This is a genomic window from Pseudomonadales bacterium, from assembly GCA_024234615.1.
Lineage (GTDB): Bacteria > Pseudomonadota > Gammaproteobacteria > Pseudomonadales > IMCC2047 > JAJFKB01.
Map to the genome: position 1 here is coordinate 1,898,399 of JACKNY010000001.1, position 12,447 is coordinate 1,910,845.

The 12,447-nt window shown below is 47.3% G+C and carries 9 protein-coding genes; 4 read left to right on the forward strand and 5 right to left on the reverse strand.

Features of this window, described 5'->3' with window-relative positions; genetic code table 11:
* Positions 1 to 2: 2 nt before the first annotated feature.
* On the reverse strand, positions 3 to 1,910 hold the full coding sequence (gene hflB, locus H6995_08590; GenBank protein ID MCP5215053.1) for an ATP-dependent zinc metalloprotease FtsH: 1,908 nt from the start codon (positions 1,908 to 1,910) through the stop codon (positions 3 to 5).
* A 199-nt stretch (positions 1,911 to 2,109) separates the two neighbouring features.
* On the opposite strand from hflB, the gene H6995_08595 reads away from it, so the two are divergent.
* The 3 genes from H6995_08595 to H6995_08605 all read left to right on the forward strand — a co-directional run bounded on the left by H6995_08595 (position 2,110) and on the right by H6995_08605 (position 6,362).
* The gene (locus H6995_08595) at positions 2,110 to 3,054 is read left to right on the forward strand and encodes a patatin-like phospholipase family protein (GenBank protein MCP5215054.1); all 945 of its coding nucleotides are present in this window, start codon (positions 2,110 to 2,112) and stop codon (positions 3,052 to 3,054) included.
* Between the two features lie 100 nt (positions 3,055 to 3,154).
* The gene (locus H6995_08600) at positions 3,155 to 5,581 is read left to right on the forward strand and encodes an AAA family ATPase (protein MCP5215055.1); all 2,427 of its coding nucleotides are present in this window, start codon (positions 3,155 to 3,157) and stop codon (positions 5,579 to 5,581) included.
* Complete coding sequence (locus tag H6995_08605) at positions 5,574 to 6,362, forward strand: hypothetical protein (GenBank protein ID MCP5215056.1); 789 nt, start codon at positions 5,574 to 5,576, stop codon at positions 6,360 to 6,362. Before H6995_08600 ends, H6995_08605 begins: the two co-directional genes overlap by 8 nt.
* 95 nt (positions 6,363 to 6,457) lie before the next feature.
* Here the strand turns inward: H6995_08605 and H6995_08610 are convergent, their stop codons facing one another.
* The 4 genes from H6995_08610 to H6995_08625 are packed head-to-tail and all read right to left on the reverse strand — an operon-like array spanning position 6,458 to position 11,197.
* Positions 6,458 to 7,042, reverse strand: a complete 585-nt coding sequence (locus tag H6995_08610) for a hypothetical protein (protein ID MCP5215057.1) — start codon at positions 7,040 to 7,042, stop codon at positions 6,458 to 6,460.
* Positions 6,987 to 7,721, reverse strand: coding sequence for an ABC transporter substrate-binding protein (locus H6995_08615; GenBank protein ID MCP5215058.1), 735 nt, complete (start codon positions 7,719 to 7,721; stop codon positions 6,987 to 6,989). The genes H6995_08610 and H6995_08615 overlap by 56 nt, the downstream gene beginning before the upstream one ends.
* Positions 7,722 to 7,730: 9 nt before the next feature.
* A complete protein-coding gene (locus H6995_08620) occupies positions 7,731 to 9,863 on the reverse strand; it encodes a TonB-dependent receptor (protein MCP5215059.1) in 2,133 nt (710 codons plus the stop codon).
* 47 nt (positions 9,864 to 9,910) lie between these two features.
* Entirely contained in the window at positions 9,911 to 11,197 is a 1,287-nt protein-coding gene (locus tag H6995_08625) for a molybdopterin molybdotransferase MoeA (protein ID MCP5215060.1), read from the reverse strand.
* A gap of 226 nt (positions 11,198 to 11,423) precedes the next feature.
* Here H6995_08625 and dusA point away from each other — a divergent pair, with 226 nt between their 5' ends.
* Positions 11,424 to 12,392 (forward strand): tRNA dihydrouridine(20/20a) synthase DusA, encoded by a 969-nt coding sequence (dusA, locus tag H6995_08630; GenBank protein MCP5215061.1) that lies wholly within the window; start codon positions 11,424 to 11,426, stop codon positions 12,390 to 12,392.
* The last annotated feature ends 55 nt before the right edge of the window (positions 12,393 to 12,447 follow it).

Consider the following 12,447-nt stretch of genomic DNA (forward strand, 5'->3'; position numbering starts at 1 on the left):
AACTAAGCTAGCTCGGTCGAAAGAATTTCCTTAATTTGCTGCTCATCCAGAGTTTCTAATTGCACCAGCTGCTGCGCCAATCGCTCTAGCTTTGCTCGGTTCGTTTTGAGTAATTCAAGGGCCTTGGTTTCACAGCTCTTAATCAGACGGCTTATTTCTTCATCAATCAGCTCAACTGAGGCATCACTAAAGTTTTTAGGCACAGCAATCTCGCGTCCCAAAAAAGGATGTTCCTCGCTTTGCTGAAAATTGACCGGCCCAATGCGTTCACTCATACCCCACTCCGATATCATTTGTCGGGCCAAAATAGTAGCCTGTTTGAGATCGTTGGCGGCCCCAGAACTGATATCATCAAAACGTATTTTTTCCGCCGCCCGACCACCCAGTAAAATTACAATACGGTTTTCCAGATAGTCCTGCGTATAGTTATGCCGCTCTTCTTTTGGCATTTGCTCGGTCATCCCCAAACTACGTCCACGGGGAATAATAGTGATCCGATTAAGTGGATCCGCGCCGGGTAACAGATAAGCCGCTAACGCATGTCCGGCTTCATGCACCGCCACTCTGTGTTTTTCCTCCTCACTCAAAAGCTCACCACTTTCGTCGCCCATCACGATTTTATCGCGAGCCTGGTCAAAGTCTTCATTATTTATCAGTTTTTTATCGAAACGCGCCGCCCGTAAGGCTGCTTCATTGACTAAGTTTTCGAGATCAGCACCGGAAAACCCTACTGTTTCAGTAGCTACCGCATCTAAATCTACATCTTTTGCCAAAGGTACTTTGCGTGTATGCACCTCTAAAATTTGTTTACGCGCATTACGTTGTGGTAACTCCAATACCAGTTTGCGATCAAAGCGCCCTGGCCTCATTAGCGCAGTATCCAAGACGTCCGGTCGGTTTGTTGCGGCAATCACTACCACCGCCTCTTGGGCAGAAAAGCCGTCCATTTCCGCTAGGATTTGATTGAGGGTTTGCTCGCGTTCATCATTACCACCACCCAACCCTGTGCCACGCGCTCGCCCCACTGAATCGATTTCATCAATAAAAATTAACGCTGGCGCAACTTCTCTGGCTTGCTGAAACATGTCCCGCACCCGCGACGCGCCCACGCCGACAAACATTTCGATAAACTCGGAACCACTGACGCTAAAAAACGGCACCCCTGCCTCCCCGGCTGTGGCCCGCGCCAACAGGGTTTTACCACTGCCGGGCGGCCCCATCATCAAAATGCCTTTTGGAATTTTGGCACCTAAAGCGCGATACTTTTCCGGGTTTTTTAAAAACCCAATGATTTCCTGAAGATCCCGTTTGGCACTTTCCAAGCCCGCCACATCGGTGTACCGGGTTTCAATATTGTTGGCGGCAACTTTACGCGCCCGAGACTTGCCAAAACTAAAAGCGCCACCGCTTCCGCCAATACTGCTACGCATCACTTTTCCGCTGTAAACAAAGAACATGATCAGCAATAGCCAGGGCAAAATATTGAACAGCGCCTTCAACCAAAAGGGCGTTTCTGTTGAGCGTGTTTCAAGGATAACTTGCTGTGCCTCCAACAGCTTGATTAATTCAGCGTCACCGAAGGAAGGTAAAAACGTACGAAACTGTGTCAGCTCTTGAGCTGCACCTCCTCCCTTACTTTCGGTTATAGGAGCGCGAAATACGCCATTGAGCACTTCACCCTTGACACTTAATCGTTCAACATTGCCACGATTTAACTCTGTTTTAAACTGGGAGTATGCAAGCACCTGTGGCACAGCTTTGGAAAGGTCGAAATAGGTATAAATCATCATCAGGATTATAAAAATCCATATCAGTTGATGGAGCATTAGATTGGCGAACCTTGGCGTTGGCGGTTTGAGTTGCCCGTTATTTTTGTCATCAGGCATCTTATTTGTTTCCTGCGCGGCCATAATCCATCTTCCAGTTATCATCTATTAAAATTGGCAAAGTAGCCGCCACAACCCTAACAGCCATTTTGCGCCTTTGTGTGAACCTATTTATAAAACCAATATTGATCGAAGACAAGTTAAGTCGCATAGTATGCACTCTATAATGACTACAGGATCATGATCACTTCTTCTTGTTCGGTTCGTCATGGAGCGAATATAAATGAGCCAAAAAAAACAAAGTATTTCATTGGTACTTGGAGGCGGCGGTGCCCGAGGCTTAACGCACATCGGCGTTATTCGTTGCCTCGAGGAGCAAGGTTATGACATCCGCTACATTGCGGGTTCATCGATTGGAGCACTGATTGGCGGCATTTATGCGGCAGGCAAATTAGACCTCTATACGCAGTGGGTTTCAGCACTCCAAAAGAGTGATGTTGTTCGCCTTATGGATTGGTCATTCCGCGGCGGTGCCTTATTGAAGGGCGAACGTATTATTTCTGTACTGCGAGACCTGATTGGCGACTGCAATATTGAAGACTTACCCATTGGTTTTACCGCCGTTGCCACCTCCCTCTACGAAGAGCGCGAAATTTGGCTCAATACTGGCCCGCTGTTTAGTGCCATACGAGCGTCCATTGCTGTCCCTATGATATTTACACCGGTAGAGCGCGGTAACAGATTGCTTGTGGATGGCAGTTTAATTAATCCTATCCCCATTGCACCAACACTGAACGACCAAACAGATCTTATCATCGCCGTAGATCTATGTGCCCCGGCAGAGCACTCAATCAACCTAGCGAGAAAAGTGACGGCGACCAAAGATGTAAATATCTACCGCGCCAATATCAATCGTTTTATCGATACGCTGTGGTCAAAAAACGAACTGGATTCCAAAACTGAATCACCTGGGGTTTTTGATCTCCTTACCCGCACCATGGACACTATGCAAAATGCCATAGCGAGGTTAAAGCTAGCGGCCTATCGTCCTGATATTCTAGTAGAGATACCTCGTAACCTATGTGGTTTTTTTGAGTTTGACCGCGCCGAGCAACTCATTGAGTATGGCTATCAACGGGCAGAACAAACCCTCACAAATTTGGCGCCAGACGACAGCAATGAGCCTGATGAGAATACTAACTCACAAATAAGCAGATTGATAAGATAGTGCTGGCCAATCCATGAGCGAGCGTCATTATGTCTATCTGCCTAAATAGGCTTAACTGGCTAAGTTAACTATTGTTTTCTAAAATTTATTGGTCAAACCTATGACGCTTAAACCTTTAACCATCGAACAACTCTACCGTCCTTGCGATCTGACACAATTCAGTTTTGAATCAACCGCCGAATTAAAACCCCTTGATCAACCTCTAGGACAAGAACGTGCCCTTGAGGCTATCGAATTTGCAGTGGATATCGAGCAGGAAGGCTTCAACCTGTTTGTACTCGGCGCTACTGGCTTGGGTAAGCATCAGCTGGTCGTGCAAAAACTGATTCAGCACGCCGCCATTAAACAGCCTCAATATGATTGGTGTTATGTCAATAACTTCGAAAATCCACAACGGCCGAAATTATTAAAACTACCGGCGGGCATGGGGTCAAAACTGCGCAAGGACATGAAGCAACTGGTGGAAGACCTATTGACGGCACTGCCTACCACTTTCCAGAGCGATGAATACCATAGCCGGCGTCAAGACATAGAGAATGAATCCAAAGAGCACTATGATCAAGCTTTCAGAAAGCTCGATAGTGAAGCGAAAGAACGGGGAATAACCTTAGTTCGCACCCCGTCTGGATACACTCTGGCACCCATGATCGACGATAAAATCGTCACCCCAGAACAGTTTGAGCAATTGCCGGAAGAGCGCCGCAATCAAATTGAAAAAGAAATCGCCAACATTCAGTTAAAGTTACAGACGATAGTGCGTGATCTGCCTCTGATGCGGCGCGAGATAAGCCAGCGGATCAAAGCACTCAATAAGGAATTCACGCAACTGACAGTAGAACAGTTTATCGCCTGGATTGAAAACCAGTATCACCAGCATCCCGAAGTCACCAGTTATTTGCATAAGGTCAAAACCAACGCTATCAATAACGCACAGGACTTTCTTCCCGCAGAGGGCAACATGGATGTGGAACATATTCAACAGCAGGTTGAGGCTTTCCATATGTATGCCGTCAACCTTTTGGTCGATAACACCAACGCAACTGGCGCACCCATTATTTTCGAAGATAACCCCACCTATCAAAATCTGGTCGGACGGGTGGAATATATTTCACAAATGGGCACACTGATTACCGATTTCACTTTAATTAAAGCTGGCGCACTGCACAAAGCGAATGGTGGCTATCTGGTGCTGGAAGCACAGAAAGTGTTAAGTAATCTTTACGCTTGGGAAGGTCTGAAACGCGCCCTCAAATCACGCGAAGTGAAAATCGAATCAATTCAAGAAATGCTCAGTTTTGAAAGCACACTTTCGTTAGAACCCGAATCCATTCCCATTGATGTCAAGGTTGTGCTAACCGGAGAGCCAATACTCTATTATTTACTCCAGCAGTACGACCCGGAGTTTAGCCGACTATTTAAAGTTGCCGCCGACTTTTCATCATACGCCCCTCGCAGTGGTGATAGCTGCCAGCTGTTCGCACGCATGCTTGCCACCCAGCAACAGCGTGATGGCTTAAGGCCACTAGACCGCAAGGCAGTCGGGCGCATTATTGAACTGGCGTCACGCCTCGCTGAGGACAGCGAAAAACTTTCGCTACAGATTGATGGCGTTAATGATTTACTAAAAGAAGCCGATTATTGGGCGCAGCGTGCAGGCAGTAAAACTATCCAACTTGAGCACATAGAAACCAGCCTTGATAAACAGCGTTATCGCAGAAATAGAATTCAACATCTGCTACAGGAACAAATTACCCGTGGTATTAATTTAATCGATACCCAAGGCCGCAAGGTGGCTCAAATCAATGGTCTTTCCGTGATGCAATTAGGTGACTACGCTTTTGGCAATCCATCACGTATTACAGCGACCGCACGCCTCGGCCAAGGCAAGGTAATCGACATTGAAAGAGAAGTAAAATTGGGTGGAGAGATTCATTCAAAAGGAGTGCTGATTCTTACCGCCTACTTGGCCAATCGCTATGCCCACGACAGGCCACTGCCTCTTTCTGCAAGCCTAGTGTTCGAGCAGTCCTACGGCGGTGTTGATGGTGATAGTGCTTCGGCCGCCGAACTCTGTGTGTTGTTATCTGCGATCGCGGATATTCCACTCAAACAATCTTTAGCCGTCACTGGTTCCATCAATCAGCTTGGGCAAATTCAACCGATTGGTGGCGTTAACGAAAAAATCGAAGGCTTCTTCGACATCTGCCAACAGCGGGGTTTGGATGGTGAGCAGGGGGTCATCATTCCAGCTACTAACCAGGTACATTTAATGCTACGCAGGGATGTCAGGCAGGCGGTGACAGCAGGACAGTTCAACATTTACGCGGTCCGTCAGGTCGACGATGTAATGGCGTTACTGTCCGGGCTCAGCATCGGTAGCTTAGGTCAAAACGGTCGCTATTCCGAAGGCAGTTTCAACCGGTTAATTCAGGACCGCATCGAACGGCTGCAACAGCTCCACACGCACTTTAGCGATCAGAGCCAGCCGTCCGAAACAGCCAACCAATCAGGTTCCAACAATGATTAACGAAACTGACATTTTACATACGCAAAGGGTGGTATTCGTGGTCGACGCCCTCTGTGACAAAGTGATCAACATTGAACTTGCCGTTGATCTGGCCGCCGCCATGCAATCTCAACTACAGGGGTTGTTTATCGAAGATATAGACCTATTTAATATCGCCAGTTTACCCTGCAGCCGTGAGATTTGTCTGACCACTGGGGAACCAAGAACACTCAGCATCCAGCAACTGCAGAAACGCCTTAACAGTATGGCCGATCAATTTCGTCAGCTGCTCGCACAAAAGGCGGAGCAATCGGTGGTGCAATGGAGCTATACTACCGTGCGCGGCCGTAAACAGGATTTACCATTGGGTGATTATTCTGACGCTGATTACCTCATACTGGAGCAGTCCGCCAAACACCTGCATCACAGCACCCATCAGTCACAAACCAAACGTATTCTTCTGGTTGAAGATCATTCGCCCAACCTTTACCCTGCTTTGGAGGTGGTTTCTCGCAAGCTGAGTACCGCGAACTTGGAACTCTTTATTACTCGTGCCAGTAGAGCCAGCCTAATGTCGGAGCAAGAAAATATCTGGCGCACGGCAGGTGGTTTATCACAACGACGTCATATTTCTATAGTTAATCCAGACCAGGTTGAACAACTCTTAATCAACCGGGCTGATTTTTTTGACTATGTTTTGATTGCGCGTACTACCGAAACAACGCTACTGAAAAACATCATTAAATGGAGCCAGTGCCCGGTCATTGTCGTAGGCGACAACAAGGCCAGCCCAGCACATTAAAACCAGCGGGGGTTATTATTGCCTGTAGCTATGCAGCCACTTTTGCATTGTCCTGTTGTTTTTATTCGGATGTTTCAACAAAGTGGTTTTGATCATTAATACTTAGACCCTATTGCCTGCACCACTCTAGCCATCATGCCGCCACCAATTCCACCCACCATTCCGAATAGAAAATGAGTAACGAAGGGTAAGTAATCCGGGTGTTTAACAAACATTCCTACCTGCAAGCTGGTCAACATAAACAGCAAGTACATCATCAGAGGTTTGGCAATAAAGGCTAGACCGCCAATCAACCCCGCATTGACAGTGAGCGGCAGATAATTTCGAGTAACAGGATATAGTGCATCACTGCAAAAGCCGGTAAGCAAAAAGATAAAAGCGGGTTTCATGCTATGGGCTACCACCACAAATGGTGATTGTATTAAATAACTAGCTGCTGCTGCGCTGGCGAGTATTGTCGCCGCATAGCGATGTGCTCCTAAGCAGCGCCCAAACAGTAACAGCGCCATCCATTCCAAGCCGTGATGACCAGGAATATTCAGCGGATAACGCAGATGCACCTGCAATAGCCCTGCAACAACACCAAGTACTAACAAACCACCAAGCGACAATTTGCCTTGATTATCAAGGATATGCAGATTTGATAACCGCTTTGTCCAAGACCTTATATTTACCGCCACACAGTTTCTCCACTAATAGGACTGCTTGCCGATTAATTCTAACTGTTCTAGGCCAAGAGCCGAGATCAATCAGAGCGTGCTCATCAGCTACTTCGACGCCATTCAGCAATGTTACTCTATCAATATTGGTGTTAGCTTTTAACACCCCCATAGCCAGAGTTTGGTTATCATAATCTCTAAGTCCTCGTCCCCAAATATAACGCCCATCATTGCCACTTGCATGCAAACCAACGGCGGAGAGTGCACCAATAATGCCTTGGTGATCTCCAGTCAACCCTTCCAATAGAATGCCATATTGGCGAGCCAAGGAATGGGCATCTTGTTGGCTTACCACATCAGTTTGCGCTCGACTCCCGAAATCCGACACCCATGAAGCCTGCTGTTCCTCTGAAATACACAGCCCAACATCAGAACCTGGCGCTGCAATTTCCAGCAAAAACTCGCGGCAACAATCCGCCAGTTGCACAATTTCACTGTGACTCGATACCACTAGACAGGCAGCGCTATTATGCGAGGTATAGGGTACACGTTCATCAAATAAGAGCTGATGGCGAGTAACGCCGATACCCTCCCCTAACCTACACTCCTGTAATCGTTCTATCAGCTGCCTGGCACGAAATCCGGTGCCACGGGTTTCAAGATTATCTGTGTCATCGATACCGATATACACCAAGCGCATTTTCGTATCCTATTTCTGCCAACTGACGCCGACGAAAATCGCACGACCTGGGGCTGGCAACGCATATTCATCGGCGTAATCCTCATCCAACAGATTATCAACACCGAGATAGGCTGAAAACCGCATTGTCCTAGGATGCCAGCGTAAGCGCAAATCAACCCGACTGACTTCTTTCAGTTGTGCTGCCACGAAAGGCGCATTCCGCGTATAAAAAATTTGCTCATCCACATAGAGATACTTTGCATGCAAGGCAAATGTCTTGTTAATTTGATAGTCCATATCGATATTGAGGCTTTGTCCAGGCGTATTGGTAAGTTCATCACGACCACTTTCACTGCGGTCCTCGCTATCCTGATAACTGAAGCTCAGCCTAGTACTCAGTTTTTTCCAAGGCTGTAGGGTGGCGCTTAACTCAGCACCTTTGACTCGCGCCTGCTCAAGATTTTCAAAGCGGTCAGTAACGCGATCTCTTTGGATGAAATCTTCAATATCATAATGAAAGAAAGTCACATCCAGCACCACTTTCATCGGTTCAAAATCATACTGTAGCCCTATCTCTGCTCCCTCCAATAACTCCGGATCAAGATTCGGGTTGCCACGGGAGGCATCAAATAAGTTGCGAATGGACGGCATGCGAATCTTGCGTGCCCATGAACCATGTAGGTTAAAAGCCTGATTAATTCGATAATGAAACCCCAGCAAATAGCTACTGGCAACGGTATCGGTTAAGTGCTCGGGGCTTTGCCAATGGCGCCCACCACCTGCAACCATTGCCAAATTTTCGTTCAAATCAACTTCATATTCTGCTGCAAAGGAATAGGCGCTTACCGCCTCATCCTCATCCAGCGGTCGCAATCCGTAATTAATGACCGTACCGGCACCACTGCCATTGCCCTTACCACCACCTTTACCTCCGCCGCCACCTATCTCTGCCATATCACGAATAACCCCAGATTGCTCCCATCCGTCATGATGCCAGTCCAACGCGAACGCAGCCCGGCTTTGTTTATTGAAAGCATACCCACTTTGTATGCCTACGCCGTTAATAGCGGTCTTGGTGGTTGTTAAATAGGACCCTTTCACTTGCTTATCATTAATATCACTGAAACTGGCATCACTATAGCGATTTTCATCCTGCTTAAGATGATTGGTGTAAGCCCATCCACGCAGGTAATAATTTGCATCTGGGATATAGTTGAATGAGCTCTGCAATGTAAACCCTTGCTGATTTTCAATACGTTCATAGCTCGGACGCGCAGCAAACTCATCGCTGATAACCGTCGGAGGAATACCGTATTCTCCAATAAGAAAGGAGCTGCTAAGCCCCAACTGCAGGCTGTCACTGACCTGATAACTCAACTTACCGATACCGGTATTTCTTTCCATGTCGCTATTTAATCGCCTATCACCATCCTCTTCAGGGCTGGGCTGAAATTTGTCGGACAGTTCGAAATAATTACGACTGCGATGGGTCAGGTTGCCATAGTAATTTACCCTTCCATTATGACCGCCCGCCTGTAGCGACAGATACTGGTTTTCCCCCTCCCCCAATTCAGCATTCAACTCCAGCTGATCATTATGCAAGAACCGAGTTTGCACATCGATCACACCAAATGCACCAGGCCCATAGAGTTCCGATACGCTCCCTGTTGTTACTTTAAGCCGATCAATTTGCGAAGTTGGAACAAAGGTCGGGTCAAACTGTCCGTCAAAGGTCGAATTAAAGGGAATACCATCGACTAACAATTTAATATGACGGGTACGCAAGCCACGAATATCGACTCGCGGAACGCCCTGGCCGCCAGTACGTACATTCAGGTTAGGCACCATTTCAAGGGCCTGCTGTAGGCTGATATCGCCACGCTGTTTCATCAAGTCCTTATCCAACTCAAAGCTGTTAGCAATTTGAGATATGACGGGCTGACGATCTTCCACCACTATTTCGCCCAGATAATCATCCGCAACGACATAGTTCAACAATAAGTTTGCTAATAAGAAAAGGCCGGTAAAACTCTTTAGACAGTCATCGATCCTATTGCGTACTCCCTCAAAACTGACAGATTTGGACGCTCGTCTATGCAACGAGTCTCCCTTGACGCTACCGAGTTCCATCCACTTTATGAATCTATCTTTAGCTATCACAGTTTGCGCCTCTCCTCTCGTGCAAGAAACTACCGCAGATCGTTTAATCAACATAAGCCGCTGAAAGGGATTATATCCACCCAGTCACCTGCTTTAAGCGTATCAAGTTCTGCGCCTATCAATAACAGGCAGTTCGCTTGCGACATGGAGGACAATCGTCCCGAACCCTGTTCCCCTGCCAGTTTAACTTCGGTTTCATTATTTTGATTGCAATAAAAAATACCGCGTTGAAACTCCACCCGGCCAGGCCGATGCGAAATATCAGAGGCCACTTTTGCTCTGACTAAACTAGGAGAGACATTCTTTACACCGAGCAGACTAAAAATCAGTGGCTGCACCAGCGTATAAAAGGTCACCATCACCGCTACCGGATTTCCGGGTAAACCGCAGAATAGGGCTGAGCCGATCTGACCAAAAGCAAACGGACGACCGGGACGAATAGCTATTTTCCAGAAGGCTACCTGGCCAATTTCCTTTAATACCTGGGTTACGAAATCCGCCTCTCCCACCGAAACACCACCACAGGTGAGAATCAAATCGGCTTTGCTAGCAACTGAGGTAAGCTTCTTTCTGATCACATCAGGGTTATCCGGTAGCACCCCCATATCGATAAGATCGACGCCTAGCCTTTTTAACATGCCGTATAGTGTGTACCTATTGCTGTCATAGATGCAGCCATAAGGTAGCTCTTTGGGTTGTTGCTCTTCTGCTGAGCGTAATTCATCGCCGGTAGTAAAAAAGGCCACCGTGGGCGGTTTATAGACGGAAACTTCACCCACCCCTATTGAGGCAAGAACACCTAGCTCGGCAGGCCCCAATACCGTACCCTCAGCCAGCACCTCTTCACCCCGGCAAATATCTTCTCCCGCCAACCGCACATGCGACCCTTTCCGCGTAAAGGGAATCAGGACAGAACCATCTGACAGTCTTTCGACCAGCTCCTGCGCAATCACCGTGTCGGCGTCTTTAGGTAAAGCGGCACCTGTCATAATGCGTACACATTGTCCAGCCGTAAGCGCAACATCCTGATTCACCCCGGCCAGCCAGGTTTCAATGACCTGCATTTTAGTATCGCCCGAGTTTACCAAGTCAAGATGGCGAAAAGCATAACCATCCATTGCCGAATTTTCATGTCCGGGAACATTGATTGGCGACTGCACCCTCTCCGCCAAAACACGATCCAGTGCAGCTTTGAGCGCTACCTTTTCCACCATACGAGGCTGTTCTGATACCCGTTCTGCCGCTCGTAACAGTAAAAACGCCAAGGCCTGATCAAAGGGCATTCGTTGGCTATCTTCCTCACTACCACAGCCACGCTCCATCGATTTCTCCATTATTCAACTCTCATGCACATTTAGTTGTGTCGTCGGTTAAAGCGCAAGTATAGAGTTCGCGCAAGCCAAATTCTATTAATCCGGCTCAGAACGCCAACCATAAGTTTTATATCTTCGCTATGATCAAAGGTCATCATGAACTGTCAGAACAAAATCGTCGAGAAAGCAGGTATAATAGCGACCGTTTTTTACCGCTGTTATTTAAATGACTGACATACAAAAAAATATTTTTGACCGACGCCTGTCCGTGGCACCTATGATGGAATATACAGATCGCCACTGTCGCTATCTGTTGCGCCTTATTAGCCGGTATACCTTGCTTTACACCGAAATGATCACCAGCGGTGCGGTGTTACATGGTGACCACGAGTTTCTCCTCGGCTTTGATCAATCCGAGCACCCTTTAGCCTTACAATTGGGTGGCAGCGATCCCGTGGAGTTATCCGAGGCGGCAAAAATTGCTGAACAATGGGGTTATGATGAGGTCAATTTAAATGTCGGCTGCCCCAGTAATAAGGTGCAGAATGGCGCAATCGGTGCCTGTTTGATGGCACATCCGCAAATGGTGGCCGATTGTGTTCATGCCATGCAAAATTCTGTGAATATTCCGGTTACGGTTAAGTGTCGTATCGGTATTGATGATCAGGATAGCTACGAAGCGTTAAATCTATTCGTCAAGAGTATCGCCGATGCAGGTTGTCGCACATTTATCGTTCACGCGCGCAAAGCGCTATTGCAGGGCTTAAGCCCCAAACAAAACCGGGAAATCCCACCGTTAAACTATGAGCGAGTGTATCTCTTAAAGCAGGATTACCCGGAACTTCAAATCATCATTAACGGCGGTATTACCAGTTTAGAGCAAACTCAAGAGCATTTAAAAAAGCTGGATGGCGTAATGATCGGACGGGAGGCCTATTACAACCCCTATCTGTTGGCGCCAGTGGATCAACTGATTTTCGGGCAAACCTCCCCAACCCCGAAACGACACCAAATTTTCAAACAGTTTACCGAATACAGCAGACAAGAAATGGGCAAAGGAACCGCACTGAAACATATGGCAAAACACACTTTTGGCCTATTTCATGGCCAACCCGGTGCCCGTCACTTTCGGCGCTTTCTCAGTGAAAACATTCATAAAGAAACCGCTGATATTAATCTCTTAGAAGAGGCATTAACGCTGGTGCCCACCGCCTAAGCGACTATAATTATTGGAAACTATTTAAAAATCCCCAACCCAAAAGTATGTAACA

Coding starts and splice junctions, on each gene's coding strand:
- H6995_08595 (MCP5215054.1), top strand. CDS start 2,110: ATGAGCCAAAAAAAACAAAGTATTTCATTGGTACTTGGAGGCGGCGGT.
- H6995_08615 (MCP5215058.1), bottom strand. CDS start 7,721: ATGCGCTTGGTGTATATCGGTATCGATGACACAGATAATCTTGAAACC.
- H6995_08605 (MCP5215056.1), top strand. CDS start 5,574: ATGATTAACGAAACTGACATTTTACATACGCAAAGGGTGGTATTCGTG.
- hflB (MCP5215053.1), bottom strand. CDS start 1,910: ATGGCCGCGCAGGAAACAAATAAGATGCCTGATGACAAAAATAACGGG.
- H6995_08600 (MCP5215055.1), top strand. CDS start 3,155: ATGACGCTTAAACCTTTAACCATCGAACAACTCTACCGTCCTTGCGAT.
- H6995_08625 (MCP5215060.1), bottom strand. CDS start 11,197: ATGGAGAAATCGATGGAGCGTGGCTGTGGTAGTGAGGAAGATAGCCAA.